General features: G+C 73.0%; 17 protein-coding genes. 2 read left to right on the top strand and 15 right to left on the bottom strand.

The window, feature by feature from the left end; all coding sequences use genetic code 11:
- Window positions 1-26 precede the first annotated feature (26 nt).
- Complete coding sequence (locus FS793_RS06875) at window positions 27-356, bottom strand: LysM peptidoglycan-binding domain-containing protein (protein WP_144719666.1); 330 nt, start codon at window positions 354-356, stop codon at window positions 27-29.
- Between the two features lie 262 nt (window positions 357-618).
- Here FS793_RS06875 and lexA point away from each other — a divergent pair, with 262 nt between their 5' ends.
- Window positions 619-1,248, top strand: coding sequence for a transcriptional repressor LexA (gene lexA, locus FS793_RS06870; RefSeq protein ID WP_144719665.1), 630 nt, complete (start codon window positions 619-621; stop codon window positions 1,246-1,248).
- A 67-nt stretch (window positions 1,249-1,315) separates the two neighbouring features.
- Here lexA and metE read toward each other — a convergent pair whose 3' ends face one another.
- The 3 genes from metE to hflX form a co-directional block, all read right to left on the bottom strand.
- Entirely contained in the window at window positions 1,316-3,568 is a 2,253-nt protein-coding gene (gene metE / locus FS793_RS06865; RefSeq protein ID WP_144719664.1) for a 5-methyltetrahydropteroyltriglutamate--homocysteine S-methyltransferase, read from the bottom strand.
- The gene (locus FS793_RS06860) at window positions 3,565-4,473 is read right to left on the bottom strand and encodes a methylenetetrahydrofolate reductase (RefSeq protein ID WP_144719663.1); all 909 of its coding nucleotides are present in this window, start codon (window positions 4,471-4,473) and stop codon (window positions 3,565-3,567) included. The genes metE and FS793_RS06860 overlap by 4 nt, the downstream gene beginning before the upstream one ends.
- 78 nt (window positions 4,474-4,551) lie before the next feature.
- The gene (hflX, locus tag FS793_RS06855; RefSeq protein ID WP_144719662.1) at window positions 4,552-6,036 is read right to left on the bottom strand and encodes a GTPase HflX; all 1,485 of its coding nucleotides are present in this window, start codon (window positions 6,034-6,036) and stop codon (window positions 4,552-4,554) included.
- An 86-nt stretch (window positions 6,037-6,122) separates the two neighbouring features.
- On the opposite strand from hflX, the gene FS793_RS06850 reads away from it, so the two are divergent.
- Window positions 6,123-6,662 (top strand): class I SAM-dependent methyltransferase, encoded by a 540-nt coding sequence (locus tag FS793_RS06850; RefSeq protein ID WP_144719812.1) that lies wholly within the window; start codon window positions 6,123-6,125, stop codon window positions 6,660-6,662.
- A gap of 12 nt (window positions 6,663-6,674) precedes the next feature.
- Here the strand turns inward: FS793_RS06850 and dapF are convergent, their stop codons facing one another.
- The 11 genes from dapF to pgsA all read right to left on the bottom strand — a co-directional run bounded on the left by dapF (window position 6,675) and on the right by pgsA (window position 14,721).
- Window positions 6,675-7,523, bottom strand: a complete 849-nt coding sequence (gene dapF / locus FS793_RS06845) for a diaminopimelate epimerase (protein ID WP_144719661.1) — start codon at window positions 7,521-7,523, stop codon at window positions 6,675-6,677.
- 14 nt (window positions 7,524-7,537) lie between these two features.
- On the bottom strand, window positions 7,538-8,431 hold the full coding sequence (gene miaA, locus FS793_RS06840) for a tRNA (adenosine(37)-N6)-dimethylallyltransferase MiaA (protein WP_144719660.1): 894 nt from the start codon (window positions 8,429-8,431) through the stop codon (window positions 7,538-7,540).
- Window positions 8,431-9,906: a tRNA (N6-isopentenyl adenosine(37)-C2)-methylthiotransferase MiaB gene (gene miaB / locus FS793_RS06835; protein WP_144719659.1), complete on the bottom strand. Its 1,476-nt coding sequence runs from the start codon at window positions 9,904-9,906 to the stop codon at window positions 8,431-8,433. The genes miaA and miaB overlap by 1 nt, the downstream gene beginning before the upstream one ends.
- 64 nt (window positions 9,907-9,970) lie before the next feature.
- Window positions 9,971-10,465 carry a hypothetical protein gene (locus tag FS793_RS06830; protein WP_144719658.1) on the bottom strand — a complete coding sequence of 165 codons (495 nt, stop codon included), beginning with the start codon at window positions 10,463-10,465 and terminating at the stop codon, window positions 9,971-9,973.
- A 130-nt stretch (window positions 10,466-10,595) separates the two neighbouring features.
- Window positions 10,596-11,021 carry a hypothetical protein gene (locus FS793_RS06825; protein ID WP_144719657.1) on the bottom strand — a complete coding sequence of 142 codons (426 nt, stop codon included), beginning with the start codon at window positions 11,019-11,021 and terminating at the stop codon, window positions 10,596-10,598.
- Window positions 11,022-11,078: 57 nt separating this feature from the next.
- Complete coding sequence (locus tag FS793_RS06820) at window positions 11,079-11,585, bottom strand: regulatory protein RecX (RefSeq protein WP_144719656.1); 507 nt, start codon at window positions 11,583-11,585, stop codon at window positions 11,079-11,081.
- Window positions 11,582-12,637 (bottom strand): recombinase RecA, encoded by a 1,056-nt coding sequence (gene recA, locus FS793_RS06815; RefSeq protein ID WP_144719655.1) that lies wholly within the window; start codon window positions 12,635-12,637, stop codon window positions 11,582-11,584. The genes FS793_RS06820 and recA overlap by 4 nt, the downstream gene beginning before the upstream one ends.
- Window positions 12,638-12,881: 244 nt before the next feature.
- Window positions 12,882-13,103, bottom strand: coding sequence for a DUF3046 domain-containing protein (locus FS793_RS06810; RefSeq protein ID WP_144719654.1), 222 nt, complete (start codon window positions 13,101-13,103; stop codon window positions 12,882-12,884).
- A 72-nt stretch (window positions 13,104-13,175) separates the two neighbouring features.
- Window positions 13,176-13,505, bottom strand: a complete 330-nt coding sequence (locus tag FS793_RS06805; protein ID WP_144719653.1) for a helix-turn-helix domain-containing protein — start codon at window positions 13,503-13,505, stop codon at window positions 13,176-13,178.
- 107 nt (window positions 13,506-13,612) lie between these two features.
- Window positions 13,613-14,116 carry a CinA family protein gene (locus FS793_RS06800; RefSeq protein ID WP_144719652.1) on the bottom strand — a complete coding sequence of 168 codons (504 nt, stop codon included), beginning with the start codon at window positions 14,114-14,116 and terminating at the stop codon, window positions 13,613-13,615.
- Window positions 14,113-14,721, bottom strand: coding sequence for a CDP-diacylglycerol--glycerol-3-phosphate 3-phosphatidyltransferase (gene pgsA / locus FS793_RS06795; protein ID WP_144719651.1), 609 nt, complete (start codon window positions 14,719-14,721; stop codon window positions 14,113-14,115). Before pgsA ends, FS793_RS06800 begins: the two co-directional genes overlap by 4 nt.
- Window positions 14,722-14,750: the final 29 nt, after the last annotated feature.

Raw genomic sequence — 14,750 nt, 5'->3', positions numbered from 1 at the left:
CGCTCGGTGGTCGGTGGAGCCGTGGATCAGCGCGTGTACTCCGCGGGGATCGCGAGCTGCTGGCCGGGCTGGATCGCGCCGCCGATGGCGTTGATGCGCTGGATGTCGGCGATGACCTCGCGCGGGTCGACGTCGGGGGCGACGGCCGACGCGATCGACCACAGCGTCTCGCCGGGCTGCACGACGATCGTCTCGTGCGCGACCGTCGACGCCTCCTGGCCGGCCGTGGCGACCGTGGACTGCAGCGCGCCGAGGGCGGCGAGCGCCAGCACGGGTGCGGCGACGACGATGGCGAGCGCGCGGCGACCACGCGCGGTGATGCGCAGCTGGGGGGCCTGGATGGCGATCGCGGTCATGGTGTGCTCCTCGTCTGGATCGGATCGCGGGTGCGGCGCTCGGCCGGGAGCGCTGCACCCGCGTTCCATGATTCGAACGTACCTTCGGATCATCCGTTCGTCAAGACTCGGATTCCGCCGGATTCCCGGGCGACACGCTCGAACATCCGTACCCTTCGGACAGTCCTTCGGATACGCTTTCGAACGAGGCACAGGCTGTTCTCGAACGAGGACGAGTCAATCGGCGACCACCGACACGGTCGCGCGGAGAGGACGACGGACCATGGCACAGCGGCAGCTCACCGAGAAGCAGGAGGCGATCCTGCGCTGCATCCAGCAGTCCGTCAAGCAGCGCGGCTACCCGCCGAGCTACCGCGAGATCGGCGACGCCGTGGGCCTCTCGTCGCTCTCGAGCGTCACGCACCAGCTCGGCCAGCTCGAGCTCGCGGGCGCCATCCGCCGCGACCCCGCACGTCCCCGCGCCATCGAGGTGCTCGTCGAGTCCGACGACGCGGCCGACGGCGTCGGCGCCGACGCGACCGCGTTCGTGCCGCTCGTCGGTCGCATCGCGGCCGGCGTGCCGATCACGGCGGAGCAGCAGGTCGAGGAGGTCTTCCCGCTCCCCCGCTCGCTCGTCGGTGGCGGCGACGACCTCTTCATGCTCAAGGTCGTCGGCGAGTCGATGATCGACGCCGCGATCTGCGACGGCGACTGGGTCGTCGTCAAGCAGCAGCAGACCGCCGAGAACGGCGACATCGTCGCGGCGATGCTCGACGAGGAGGCCACCGTCAAGGTCTTCCGCCAGCGCGACGGCCACACGTGGCTGCTCCCCCGCAACTCCGCCTTCGAGCCCATCCTCGGCGACGACGCCGTCGTGCTGGGCCGGGTCGTGGCGGTGCTGCGCTCCGTCTGACCTCGTGCACGCGAGGGAGGCCGGCTGGGATCCCCAGCCGGCCTCCTTCGCGTTCGCGACGAGCGCGTCAGACGATGGCGCCGATGCGCTCGCGCGCCCGCTCGGCGGCGGCGACGAGCCGCTCGAGCGACGCCTCCGTCTCGGCGTAGCCGCGCGTCTTGAGCCCGCAGTCGGGGTTGACCCACAGACGCCCGGCAGGGATGCCCGCCGTCGCGGTCGCGAGCAGCTCGTCGAGCTCGTCGGCTCCGGGCACGCGCGGCGAGTGGATGTCCCACACGCCGGGGCCGATGCCGCGCGGGTAGCCGTGGCCGGCGATGTCGTCGACGATCTCCATGCGGCTCCGCGCCGCCTCGATGCTCGTGACGTCGGCGTCGAGCCCGTCGATCGCGTCGATGATCGAGCCGAACTCCGAGTAGCACAGGTGCGTGTGCACCTGCGTGCCCGGCGCCGCACCGCCCGTCGCGATGCGGAAGGCGCGCACCGACCAGTCGAGGTAGTCGGCGCGGCGGTGCTCCTCGAGCGGCAGCAGCTCGCGCAGCGCAGGCTCGTCGACCTGCACGATGCGCGTGCCCGCGGCCTCGAGGTCGGCGACCTCGTCGCGCAGCGCGAACGCCACCTGCGCCGCGGTGTCGGCGAGCGGCTGGTCGTCGCGCACGAACGACCACGCGAGGATCGTGACGGGCCCCGTGAGCATGCCCTTGACGGGCTTCGACGTGAGCGACTGCGCGTACGCGGTCCACGGCACCGTGATGGGCGCGGGGCGGGCGACGTCGCCCCAGAGGATCGACGGCCGCGTGCACCGCGACCCGTACGACTGCACCCAGCCGTGCGCCGTCGCGGCGAAGCCGTCGAGCGACTCGGCGAAGTACTGCACCATGTCGTTGCGCTCGGGCTCGCCGTGCACGAGCACGTCGAGGCCGAGGCGCTCCTGCAGCGCGACGACGTCGCGGATCTCCGCCTCCATCGCCGCGCGGTAGCCGGCGTCGTCGAGCTCGCCGCGCGCATGGGCCGCGCGAGCACGACGGATGTCGCCGGTCTGCGGGAAGGAGCCGATCGTCGTCGTCGGCAGCGCGGGCAGCACGATGTCGGACTGCGCCGCGACGCGCTCGTCGTAGGCGACGCGCTCGGCGTCGGCCGCCGATGCGGCGGCGACGCGACGACGCACCGCTCCGTCGGCGACGCCCGGGGCGACGCGACGGGCGGCGAGCGCATCCCGAGCCCGGTCGAGCGCCGCCGACTCGTCTGCGCCGGCGAGCGCGGAGGCGAGGGTCGCGACCTCGGCGACCTTCTGGTCGGCGAAGGCGAGCCACGAGCGCAGCTCGTCGGAGAGCGTCGTCTCGCGGTCGACGTCGTGCGGCACGTGCAGCAGCGACGTCGAGGTGCCCACGACGACGTCCGCGTCGATGCCGCGCAGCGTCTCGAGGGCGGCGTCGAGGTCGGTGCGCCACACGTTGCGCCCGCCGACGACGCCCGCGACGATCGTGCCGCCGATCGCAGGCAGCGTGCCGCGCACGAGGTCCACCGCCACGGCGTCGGCGAGCGGCGCCAGCGACTCGACGCGGCCGGCGGCGTCGCCGTTCGGCACCGCCAGGAGGATGCGCACGCCGGTGCCGCGCACGGCCTCGAGCCCCGCCCGCACCGCGGCCTCGACCTCGGCGCGCGAGACGTGGCCCCAGTCGCCGACGAGCGCGGGCTCGTCGATCTGCAGCCAGGGGGCGCCGGCCTCGGCGAGCGCCTCGGCGAGCGCGCGGTAGGCGGGCACGAGCCGGTCGACGAGCTCGATGGGGCGCACGCCGTCGCCGGTCGCGAGCGTCAGCAGCGTCGCGGGTCCGACGATCGCCGGACGCGTGACGACGCCCGCGTCGCGCACGGCGGCGAAGCGCTCGACGATGCGACGGTCCTGCAGCGCGAACGTCGACGCGGCATCCAGCTCGGGCACGAGGTAGTGGTAGTTCGAGTCGAGCCACTTCGTCATCTCGAGCGGGGCGACGTCGCCCTCGCCGCGGGCGAGCAGCCACTCGTGGGCGAGCGACACGGGGCCGGCGGGCACGACGTCGCGCAGACGCGGCGGCACGGCGCCGACGGTGATGGCGGCATCGAGCACGTGGTCGTAGTGGGCCCACTCGCCGGGCACGGCGGCGTCGCCCACGAGGCCGAGGTCGACGAGGCGGCGCGCGTCGGCGACGCGGATCTCGTGCGCGCGCCCATGCAGCGCGGCATCGTCGATCGCACCGCGCCAGTGCTGCTCGAGGATGCGCTTGAGGTCGCGATCGCGACCGATGCGGGGGTAGCCGAGGATCGTGGCTGCGGGAAGGGTCATGCGGATGCTCCAGCGATCGAGCCGACGCCGCGCAGCACCTCGAGCGCGGCGCGATGGCGGTTGAAGGTGTACAGGTGGACGCTCGGCGCGAGGTGCCGCAGCTCGTCGACGAGCGCGACGGTCGCCTCGATGCCGATGCGCTCGGCGTCCGCGGGCGAGGCGCCGTCGAGCGTCGCGAGCAGCGCGGCAGGCGGCCGCTCGTTCGCGAGCTCGGCCGCACGCACGAGGCGGCGCGCGGAGTCGGGGATGATGATGCCCGGCACGATCGGGATCGTGACGCCGCGCGAGCGCGCGAGGTCGACGAACCGCTCGTAGTCGTACGGGTCGAAGAACAGCTGCGTGATCGCCATCGTCGCGCCCGCCGCCTGCTTGGCGAGCAGCGCATCCACGTCGTGCCTCGCCGAGCCGGCGCCCGAGCCCGGGTGGCCGTTGGGGAAAACCGCGACCGCGACCTCGACCGTGCGGGGACGGTCGCCCACGACGCTGCGACCGGCTCGCCCGATCTCGCGATACGGCGCGCGCTCCGCCTCGACGCGGTGGATGAGCTGCACGAGCTCGCTCGCCGAGCCGAGGTCGCCGAGCGGTGCCCCGTCGACGGGAGGATCGCCGCGCAGCGCGAGGAACCGCGTGATGCCGGCGTCGAGGAAGTCGCGCACGAGCACGCTCGCCTCGCGCACGGTCAGCCCGACGCACGTGAGGTGCGCCATGGGCCTCGCGTCGGCGGCGAGGAGCTGGCGCAGCACGGCGAGGGAGCCGTCGCGCGTCGAGCCGCTCGCGCCGTACGTCACCGAGACGAACGACGGGCCGGCGGCGACGAGGCGCGCGAGCGAGTCGTCGAGCGTGTCCGTCGCCGACGCGTCGCGCGGCGGGAACAGCTCGAAGGAGAACGGGAGACAGTGCGACATCGCAGGCGAACGTAGCGACGCCCGCCCCGTCGGCAGAAGGGGCGGGCGTCGCGGGGCGTCGCATGGCGACGCGGGGCGTCACACGACGACGCGGAACTCCTCGAGCCCGTCGACGGCATCCTCGGTCACGAGCACGTCGACGCGGGTGCCGGTCGCCTCGTAGGTCTCGCGCTCGACCGTGAACCGGTCGTGCAGCCGCGAGACGACGTCGCCGCGGTCGAACGGCACGAGCAGCGCCATCGCGACCGTGGGCCGCGGCAGCAGCTCGGCGATCCGCTCGCGCAGCTCGTCGACGCCCATGCCCGTGCGCGCGGAGACGAACACGGCGGTCGGCACGAGCCCCCGCAGCACGAGCAGGTCGTCGTCGGAGACGAGATCGGCCTTGTTGAACGCGACGATCTCGGGGATGTCGCGCGCTCCGGTCTCGCCGATGACCTCCCGCACCGTCGCGAGCTGCGCGGCCGGATCGGGGTGGCTCGCATCGACGACGTGCACGATGACGTCGGACTCGGCGACCTCCTCGAGCGTCGAGCGGAACGCCTCGACGAGCTGGTGCGGCAGGTTCCGCACGAACCCGACGGTGTCGGCGAGCGTGTAGAGGCGGCCGTCGGGCGTCTCGGTGCGACGCACCGTGGCATCGAGGGTCGCGAACAGGGCGTTCTCGACGAGCACGCCCGCATTGGTGAGGCGGTTGAGCAGGCTCGACTTGCCCGCGTTCGTGTAGCCGGCGATCGCGACCGACGGCACCTCGAAGCGGTCGCGGTTCGCCCGCTTCGCCTGGCGCGCGGGCGCGAAGCCCTTGATCTGCGTGCGCAGCCGCGCCATGCGGTTGCGGATGCGACGACGGTCGAGCTCGATCTTCGTCTCACCCGGTCCGCGCGAGCCCATGCCCGCGCCCTGGCCGCCGACCTGGCCACCGGCCTGACGCGACATCGACTCGCCCCAGCCGCGCAGGCGCGGCAGCAGGTACTCGAGCTGCGCGAGCTCGACCTGCGCCTTGCCCTCGCGGCTCTTGGCGTGCTGGCTGAAGATGTCGAGGATGACGGCGGTGCGGTCGATGACCTTCACCTTCACGACGTCCTCGAGCGCACGCCGCTGGCTCGGCGCGAGCTCCGTGTCGGCGATCACGGTGTCGGCGCCGGTCTCCTTGACGAGCTCCGCCAGCTCCTGCGCCTTGCCGCGGCCGACGTAGGTGGCCGGATCGGGCGTCGGGCGGCGCTGCAGCACGCCGTCGAGCACGAGCGCACCCGCGGTCTCGGCGAGCGCCGCGAGCTCGCGCATCGAGTTCTCGGCATCGACGACGCCGCCGGCGTGCACGCCCACGAGCACGACGTTCTCGAGGCGCAGCTGACGGTACTCGACCTCCGTGACGTCCTCGAGCTCGGTGCGCAGCCCGCCGACGCGGCGCAGCGCGGCGCGATCGGCGCGGTCGAGCTGCTCGCCGTCGAAGCCGCCGTCGGCCTCCTCGGCGCCCAGCGCCTGCGCCGACCGGTCGAGCAGCCGCTCGTCGCCCGGATCCGCCCACTCGAGGATGCGGTCCACGCGCGAGGTGCCGTCCGCCATGCTGTTCCCTCCACTACGGTCGGTGCGTGACCGACCACTACTTCTCCGCCGCATCCGGCGACGCTCCCACGCGCGAGGTGCGCGTGATGCTCGCCGGCCACGAGCGCTCGCTGCTCACGGCGCCCCGGGTGTTCTCGGGCGACGGCCTCGACGTCGGCACGAGCGTGCTGCTCGACGAGACCCCGGAGCCGCCGCAGACCGGCGACCTGCTCGACCTCGGCACCGGTTGGGGCCCGGTCGCCCTGTCGCTCGCGCTCCGCGCGCCGGAGGCGCGGGTGTGGGCGGTGGATGTGAATCCGAGGGCGGTGGACCTCGTCCGGCGCAACGCCGAGCGTGTCAGCGTAGCAAACGTGACGGCGGCGCTGCCCGACGAGATGCCCGATGTTCGCTTCCAGGGGATCTGGTCGAACCCGCCCATCCGCATCGGCAAGCAGCAGCTGCACGCGCTGCTGCTCGAGTGGCTGCCCCGGCTGGAGGTCGGTGCCGCCGCGTGGCTCGTCGTGCAGAAGCACCTCGGCTCCGACTCGCTGCTGCGCTGGCTCGACGAGCAGGACGGGCTCGCAGCCGAGCGCTGGACGTCGAAGAAGACCTTCCGCATCCTGCGCGTGGAGCGCGTCGAGGACTGAGGCCGCGACGCGTCAGAGGATCGCGGTCTCGCCGCGGTAGACGATCTCGGCGGGGCCGGTGAGCCACGCGTGCTCGCCATCGGCTCGGGGGTCGACGTCGACGTGCACGACGCCGCCCGGCACCTCGACGCGCCAACGGTCGGGAGCGCCGCCCGCCCAGTGCCGCGTCGCGAACGCCGCCGCGACCGCGCCGGTGCCGCACGAGAGCGTCTCGCCGGAGCCGCGCTCGTGCACGCGCATGCGGATGCGCCCCTCGCCGCCCGAGATGCCCTGCGGCACGACCAGCTCGACGTTGACGCCGCCGGGCGTCGCAGGATCGAGCTCGGGTGCCGTGTGCAGGTCGAGCGCCTCGAGCTCGTCGTCGTCGGCGATCGCCACCACGACGTGCGGGTTGCCGACGTCGACGCGCTGACCGGGTCGCGCGACGGGCAGGCCGCTGGCGCGCACGAGCGGCTCGCCGTCCTCGAGACGCACGGCGCCGAGGTCGGCCGAGAAGCCGCCGTCGACCGCGCGCACGTGCTTGATGCCCGCGCGCGTGCCGACCACGAGGTCGCGCACGTCGGCGAGGCCCTCCTGCTCGAGCAGGCGGGCGAAGACGCGGATGCCGTTGCCGCACATCTCGGCGATGCTGCCGTCGGCGTTGCGGTAGTCCATGAACCACTCGGCGCCGCCGCCGAGCGCGCGCTCGTGCTCGGGCATGGCCTCGGTGCGGGTCGCGACGATGAGACCGTCGCCGCCGATGCCGAAGCGGCGGTCGCACAGCGCAGCCACCTGCTCGCGCGTCGGCGACAGCTCGCCGGCAGGGTCGACGAGCAGCACGAAGTCGTTGCCCGTGCCCTGTCCCTTCGCGAACGCCACCACGACGTCGAGCCTACCTAGGTCGCGAGCAGCCCCTCGGCGATGCCGGCGGCGCCGGCGGGGCCGTCGACGTCGAGGGCCGGGTAGCGCTGGAACCACGACACCTGCCTGCGCGCATACCGGCGCGTGAGGTGCTGCGTGCGCGCGATCGCCTCGGCCTCGTCGATCCGGCCGTGCAGCTGGTCGAGCGCCTGTCGGTAGCCGATCGCCGCCTGGGCGGTCGTGCCCTGCTCGAGGCCGGCGTCGACGAGCGTCCGGACCTCGTCGAGCATGCCCTGCGCCCACATCCGCTCCACGCGCGCGTCGAGCGCCTCGACGAGGGCCGAGCGCTCGCGTCGCACGTGCACGATCGTCGTGCCGGGCGCGACGTCGGGGAGTCCCACGGGGAAGGGCTCCCCCGTCGACGTCACGACCTCGAGGGCACGCACGAGCCTGCGGCCGTTGTGCGGCCCGATCGCGTCGGCCGCGCGGGCGTCGACCGCGGCGAGACGCGCGTGCATCGCCGCGGCGCCGTCGCGCTCGAGGTCCGCCTCGAGCTCCTGCCGCAGCGCGACGTCGGTGCCCGGGAAGTCGAGCGGACCCAGCACGCTCGACGCGTAGAGCCCGCTGCCGCCGACGAGGATGGGCACGGCGCCGCGCGCCGCGATGGCCGCGACCGCCTCGCGGGCGCGCGGCTGGTACCAGGCGACGCTCGCCTCGTCCGTGACGTCGAGCGCGTCCATGAGGTGATGCGGCACGCCCTGCCGCTCGGCGACGGAGAGCTTCGCCGTGCCCACGTCCATGCCCCGATACAGCTGCATCGCGTCCGCGTTCACGACCTCCGCGGCACGACCGCGCTCGGCGAGCGCCGCGGCGACGTCGAGCGCGAGCTGCGACTTGCCCGTGCCCGTCGCTCCGACGACCGCGAGCATCAGACGCGCAGCGTCGGCATGCCGAGGCTCACCGGCACGGGGCCGACGGGCTGGGCGCCCAGCGGCGTGCCGGGGCGCACGGGCACGCCGCACGAGTCGGCCTGCGCCAGGTCCCAGGCGTCGCCTGCGCGCGTGCGGCGCACGGCGACGGGGCCGGCATCCGCCTCGAGGAAGAACGGAGCGGCCCGCGTGATCTCGACCGTCGCGACGTCGCCCGGCCGCAGCGCGTGCTCGCCGGGCACGAGGTGCACGAGGCGGTTGTCGGGGGCGCGGCCCGAGATGCGGTGCGTCTCGGCATCCTTGCGGCCCTCGCCCGCGGCGACGAGCACGTCGACGACACGGCCGACCTGCCGCTGGTTCTCCTCGGCGCTGACGCGATCCTGCAGCGCAGTGAGGCGCTCGAAGCGCTCCTGCACGACGGCCTTCGGCAGCTGGTCGGGCATCGTCGCGGCGGGCGTGCCCGGGCGGATCGAGTACTGGAACGTGAACGCCGAGGCGAATCGCGACTGCTCGACGACGCGCAGCGTGTCCTCGAAGTCCTCGTCGGTCTCGCCGGGGAAGCCGACGATGAGGTCGGTCGTGATCGCCGCATCGGGGATGCGATCGCGCACGCGGTCGAGGATGCCGAGGAACCGCGTCGAGCGGTACGAGCGGCGCATCGCCTTGAGGATGCGGTCGGAGCCCGACTGCAGCGGCATGTGCAGCTGCGGCATCACTGCCTCGGTCTCGGCCATCGCGTCGATGACGTCGTCGGTGAACGCGGCCGGATGCGGGCTCGTGAAGCGGATGCGCTCGAGGCCGTCGATCTCGCCCGCGGCGCGCAGCAGCTTGCCGAACGCGAGGCGGTCGCCGAACTCGACGCCGTAGGAGTTCACGTTCTGCCCCAGCAGCGTGATCTCCATGACGCCCTCGGCCGCGAGGGCCTCGAGCTCGGCGAGGATCTCGCCCGGCCTGCGATCGCGCTCCTTGCCGCGCAGCGCCGGCACGATGCAGAACGTGCACGTGTTGTTGCAGCCGACCGAGATCGACACCCAGCCGGAGTAGGTCGACTCCCGCTTCGTCGGCAGCGTCGACGGGAAGGTCTCGAGCGACTCGAGGATCTCGATCTGCGCCTCGTCGTTGTGGCGCGCGCGGTCGAGCAGCGTCGGCAGCGAGCCGAGGTTGTGGGTGCCGAACACGACGTCGACCCAGGGCGCCTTGTCGAGGATCGTGCCGCGGTCCTTCTGCGCGAGGCAGCCGCCGACGGCGATCTGGAAGCCGTCGCGCTCGCGCTTCGTCTTCGCGAGCTGGCCGAGCGTGCCGTAGAGGCGCGTGTCGGCGTTCTCGCGCACGGCGCACGTGTTGATGACGATGAGGTCGGGCTCGTCGCCGTCCGCCTCGGCGTAGCCGGCGTCGAGCAGCGAGCCGCGCAGGCGCTCGGAGTCGTGCACGTTCATCTGGCAGCCGAAGGTGCGCACCTCGAACGTCCTGGTCATGCCCTCCAGGGTACGACGAAGGGGGACGGCATCCCTGCCGTCCCCCTCGTGGTCTCGCGGTCGATCAGCCCTGCGTGAGGGTCATCGTGTAGCCGCTGGCGCCGAGGCCGTCGGTGCCGGTGAGCTGGATGGGCGACGAGCCGGAGAACTCGCCGGTGAAGTCGATCTGCCGGATCTCCTGGATGTTCGAGAGGGTGAGCGAGAGCGTCGAGCCGTCCAGCGACCACGTGTCCGTGGGGTCGTCGAACGGGGTGTCGTCCTGACCGCTCCACTCGGTGATGTAGAGCGTGCCGTCGTCCTCGAACGTGAAGACGACGTCGATCGCGCTGTCGGGGCCGTTGGACGTGCCGGACCACTGCGTGTCGACGAGCGCGTCGCCCGGGTCGGCCGCGGGCTCCGACGTCGCCGGCGTCGTGCCGGGGTCGGTCGTGCCGGGTTCGGTCGTGCCGGGGTCGGTGGTCGTGGGAGCCTGCGGCGTGGGCAGCTGGATGCAGCCGGCGAGCGTGAGGACCGCCGCTGCGCCGAGTGCTGCGACGCCTGCGATGCGAGGGAGCTTCATGCCTCGAGCGTACGCCCGGCCGCTCGTCGGACCCTGCATGCCGCATGAGTGTCACCTGACCGGAGCGCGACATGCCACGAGGGCGACGGGCCTGCGCCCGTCGCCCTCGTGAGGATGCTGCTGGAGGGCGTCAGCCCTGCGTGATGTCGAGCGTCTGGCCCGCTGCCGTGCCCGAGCCCGCGAGGCTCATCGAACCCGTCGCGGCGGGGCCGGTGAAGACGAGGTCGCCCTCGTTCGTCGTGATCGTGATCGTGATGTCGGAGCCCGACACGACCCACGTGTCCTCGGGGACGTCGAAGCCGCCCTGCTCGTTCCACTCGGAGAAGTCGACCGTGCCGTCGGCGTTGAGGGTGAACGACATGGTGTTGCCGCCGTCGCCACCGCTCCAGCTCGTGCCGGCCAGGTCGATCGACTCGCCGCCGCCACCGCTGCCGCCGTCGGCGGGCGTCGTGGTGCCGGGGGTCGTGGGTGCGCCGGGCAGCTGGAAGCAGCCGGTCATCGTGAGCACAGCTGCCGCAGCGATCGCAGGCAGCGCAAGGAGGCGCGAGGTCTTCATGGGGTCACCATAGCCCTCGGCAGATGCACGATCGGTGAACGTCCGCTGAATCTGCGCTCAGCGTGCGCCGGACGCGCCGAGACGCTCGCGAGCCTGCTCGATCGCGCGCCGGCAGATGCCCGAGGAGAACCCCCGACGCGCGAGCATGCCCGCGACGCGACGCTCGGCGACCTCGTCGATCGGGCCACGACGCAGCCGCTGCTCGGCGAGCGCCACGGCACGCTCGAGCTCGTCCTCGTCGGAGGGCGGCGCCGTGCGGTGCTCCTGGTCGATGCCGCGGCGGGCGAGCTCCTGCTCGACGACGCGGGCCCCCGCCTTGCGGCGGCTGCGCACGCGCTCCGCGACGGACTCGGCGAGCGCGCGATCGTCGATCGCGCCCTCCTGCTCGAGTCGATCGAGCGCGGCATCGCGATCCTCGGGCTCGACGCCGTGCTCGTCGAGGCGCCTCGCGACCTCGGCACGGCTCAGCGCTCGGCGACCGAGTGCGCGCCGGGCGACGTCGAGCGCCTCGTCCGAGGCGCGCGCCTTCGCGGCGCGCACCTCGGCGAGGTCGACGACCCTCATGCGCCCATGCGCTCCGCGCGACGCTCGTCGAGCGACTCGACGGGCGCCGCAGCGGCCTTGCCGACGCCGAGCTTCGTGAGGATCTTCGTCTCGATCTCGGCCGCGATGTCGGCGTTGACGCGCAGGAACTCGCGCGCCTTCTCCTTGCCCTGGCCCAGCTGGTCGCCGTCGTAGGTGTACCAGGCGCCCGACTTCTTCACGATGCCGTGGTCGACGCCGAAGTCGATCAGGCTGCCCTCGCGCGAGATGCCGATGCCGTAGAGGATGTCGAACTCCGCCTGCTTGAAGGGCGGCGCCATCTTGTTCTTCACGACCTTGACGCGCGTGCGGTTGCCGACCGCGTCGGTGCCGTCCTTCAGCGTCTCGATGCGACGGATGTCGAGACGCACCGAGGCGTAGAACTTGAGCGCCTTGCCGCCGGCGGTCGTCTCGGGGCTGCCGAAGAACACGCCGATCTTCTCGCGCAGCTGGTTGATGAAGATCATCGTCGTCTGCGTCTGGTTGAGACCACCGGTGAGCTTGCGGAGCGCCTGCGACATGAGGCGGGCCTGCAGGCCGACGTGACTGTCGCCCATCTCGCCCTCGATCTCGGCGCGCGGCACCAGCGCCGCGACGGAGTCGATGACGACGAGGTCGATCGAGCCCGAGCGCACGAGCATGTCGGCGATCTCGAGCGCCTGCTCGCCCGTGTCGGGCTGCGAGACGAGGAGCGCGTCGATGTCGACGCCGAGCTTCTTCGCGTACTCGGGGTCGAGGGCGTGCTCGGCGTCGATGAACGCCGCGATGCCGCCGTTGCGCTGCGCGTTCGCGATGGCGTGGAGCGTGAGCGTGGTCTTGCCCGACGACTCGGGGCCGTAGATCTCGATGATGCGGCCACGCGGGAGCCCACCGATGCCGAGCGCGACGTCGAGGGCGATCGAGCCCGTCTGGATCACCTCGACGGGTGCGCGCTCGTCGCTGCCGAGGCGCATGACCGTGCCCTTGCCGAACTGCTTGTCGATCTGGGCGAGCGCCGCCTCCAGCGACTTCTCGCGATCTGCTTGCGTAGGCATCCTTGAACCCTTCTGTCGTGTCCGCTCGCCCACAGGCAGCCGATGCTCGGCCGGGCGCAGCCACCGGGGTGACCGGCGGCGTTCCTTGACCCGGATCACGCTAGGCGGGACCGCCGACACTCGGTCGGCGGATGGCCCTGCTGTGCAGAGCGCCGGGCTGTGGAACGCTGCGGGATCAGCGTACGACGGGTTCGAACGGATCTTCGAACGCGGATGCGGCGTGTCGCCCCGACCCGGGCGCGCGTCAGCGCAGCGGCGCGCGTCGACCGGCGCCGTGCCGGCGCGATGCCGGCACGTCCTGCGCCTCGCACAGCGCGAGCCAGACGTCGCGCGGCGCGACGCCGTCGGCGAGCGCCTGCTCGCCCGTGCGGCCATCGAGGCCGGGCAGCACCTGGTCGGCGAGCAGCACGGCGCCGAGGCGGCCGAACTCGTCGTCGACCGCTCGCTGGAGCTCGCTCGTGCGCATGGTCCCTCACGATAGACGAGGAGGGGCCGCGGTCGCGGCCCCTCCTCGATGGTCTGGTCTGGTCTGCGCGCGTCAGCCGGCGTACGACGACAGCTCGCGGACGAGCTCGTCGGGCACGGCGTCCGGGATGCGCTGCAGCGCGGGGTCGAGCGCGGGCACCTCGATGCCCTCCATCACCGCGAGACGGTCCCCCACCTCTCGCAGGATGCTCGACAGCGGCACCTCGAGCGCCTCTGCGACGGCGGCGAGGATCTCGCTCGACGCCTCTTTCTGACCGCGCTCCACCTCGGAGAGGTAGCCGAGCGCGACCGAAGCACGCGACGCGACCTGGCGCAGCGTGCGCCCCTGCTGCAGGCGCACGTCGCGCAGCACGTCGCCCAGCTCCTGTCTCAGCAACACCATGGGATCCCCCTTCACCCTCGGCGGACGACCAGCCTACCGCTGTCGCCCCGCCAAGATCTGACAACGTCAGTGTCACATCTCGTATTCCAGTTCGGACCCCACCGCGCCTATGGATGGGCTGTGATCGTGGGCGGCGGTGCCGCGAGCTCCGCCGCGAGCGCGTCGAGGGCCGCAGCGACCGTCGCCGCACGGATCCCGGCACGGTCCCCTGCGAGGTCGAGCCGGATCGAGCGGGCGCCGTCGGCGGTCGCGAGGCCCACGTGCACCTCCCCCACGGCGTGCCCGTCCTGCGGCTCGGGGCCGGCGACGCCCGTCGTCGCGACGCCGATCGTCGCGGGCCCGCCCACGTCGGCGAGCAGCCGAGCGCCCACGGCCATCCGTGCCGCGACCTCGCCGTCGACGGCGCCGCGCTCGGCGAGCAGCGCGGCGTCGACGCCCAGCACCGACGCCTTCATGGCCGTGTCGTACGCGACGACGCCCAGGCGCAGCACCGCCGAGGCGCCGGGCACGTCGACGATCGCGCTCGCGAGCGCGCCGCCCGTGAGCGACTCGGCGACCGCGATCGTCGCCCCCGCCTCGCGAGCGAGGCGCACGACGTCGGCGGCGGTCATCGCCGACGCGGCCGCACGTGCCAGACGTACTCGAGGCCCGAGACGATCGTGAGCACGACGGCGATCGTCATCGTGACGACGTGCACGATGCCGGCCGGCGTCTCGCCGATCCACGCCGCCAGCGGCAGCAGCGCCGCCGACAGTGCGACCGCCTGCGCCCACGTCTTCGCCTTGCCGGGCCAGGTCGCGGGGATGACGACGTCGCTCGCGATGGCGAGGCGATGCACCGTGATGCCGATCTCGCGCACGAGCACGAGGATCGTGATCCACCACGGCAGCTCGCCGAGGATCGAGAGCACGACGAAGCCGGCGCCCGTGATGGCCTTGTCGGCGATGGGGTCGAAGAGCTTGCCGAAGTCGGTGACGAGGTTGCGGCTGCGCGCGATGTGCCCGTCGACGAAGTCGGTCGCGATGAGCACGATGAACAGCACGGCCGCGACGACGCGCGTCGAGCCCATCTCGCCGGCGTCGTCGAGCACGAGCCACACGAACAGCGGCGTGAGCACGACGCGCACGACCGAGATGAGGTTCGGGACGCTCGCGACCGACGCAGGGGTCTCGCCACGAGCCCAGACGCGGCCGCGCCACGGGCTCAGGATGCTCATGCTCTCAGGCTACTCGCGCATCCGACCCG

This window comes from Agrococcus jejuensis (assembly GCF_007679035.1).
GTDB lineage: Bacteria > Actinomycetota > Actinomycetes > Actinomycetales > Microbacteriaceae > Agrococcus > Agrococcus jejuensis_A.
The sequence above is the reverse complement of the archived record's forward strand: the minus strand, read 5'-3'. Positions and strand labels throughout refer to the sequence as shown.

Bases quoted from the DNA above. Each gene is read 5' to 3' on its own strand.
- FS793_RS06875 (WP_144719666.1), bottom strand. From the start codon at position 356: ATGACCGCGATCGCCATCCAGGCCCCCCAGCTGCGCATCACCGCGCGT.
- miaA (WP_144719660.1), bottom strand. From the start codon at position 8,431: ATGCTCGCGGTCGTCGGAGCGACGGGCACGGGCAAGTCGCAGCTCGCG.
- FS793_RS06830 (WP_144719658.1), bottom strand. From the start codon at position 10,465: ATGAAGCTCCCTCGCATCGCAGGCGTCGCAGCACTCGGCGCAGCGGCG.
- FS793_RS06860 (WP_144719663.1), bottom strand. From the start codon at position 4,473: ATGTCGCACTGTCTCCCGTTCTCCTTCGAGCTGTTCCCGCCGCGCGAC.
- lexA (WP_144719665.1), top strand. From the start codon at position 619: ATGGCACAGCGGCAGCTCACCGAGAAGCAGGAGGCGATCCTGCGCTGC.
- FS793_RS06800 (WP_144719652.1), bottom strand. From the start codon at position 14,116: ATGACCGCCGCCGACGTCGTGCGCCTCGCTCGCGAGGCGGGGGCGACG.
- FS793_RS06820 (WP_144719656.1), bottom strand. From the start codon at position 11,585: ATGAGGGTCGTCGACCTCGCCGAGGTGCGCGCCGCGAAGGCGCGCGCC.
- pgsA (WP_144719651.1), bottom strand. From the start codon at position 14,721: ATGAGCATCCTGAGCCCGTGGCGCGGCCGCGTCTGGGCTCGTGGCGAG.
- recA (WP_144719655.1), bottom strand. From the start codon at position 12,637: ATGCCTACGCAAGCAGATCGCGAGAAGTCGCTGGAGGCGGCGCTCGCC.
- FS793_RS06850 (WP_144719812.1), top strand. From the start codon at position 6,123: ATGCTCGCCGGCCACGAGCGCTCGCTGCTCACGGCGCCCCGGGTGTTC.
- FS793_RS06805 (WP_144719653.1), bottom strand. From the start codon at position 13,505: ATGGTGTTGCTGAGACAGGAGCTGGGCGACGTGCTGCGCGACGTGCGC.
- hflX (WP_144719662.1), bottom strand. From the start codon at position 6,036: ATGGCGGACGGCACCTCGCGCGTGGACCGCATCCTCGAGTGGGCGGAT.
- metE (WP_144719664.1), bottom strand. From the start codon at position 3,568: ATGACCCTTCCCGCAGCCACGATCCTCGGCTACCCCCGCATCGGTCGC.
- FS793_RS06810 (WP_144719654.1), bottom strand. From the start codon at position 13,103: ATGCGCACGAGCGAGCTCCAGCGAGCGGTCGACGACGAGTTCGGCCGC.
- miaB (WP_144719659.1), bottom strand. From the start codon at position 9,906: ATGACCAGGACGTTCGAGGTGCGCACCTTCGGCTGCCAGATGAACGTG.
- FS793_RS06825 (WP_144719657.1), bottom strand. From the start codon at position 11,021: ATGAAGACCTCGCGCCTCCTTGCGCTGCCTGCGATCGCTGCGGCAGCT.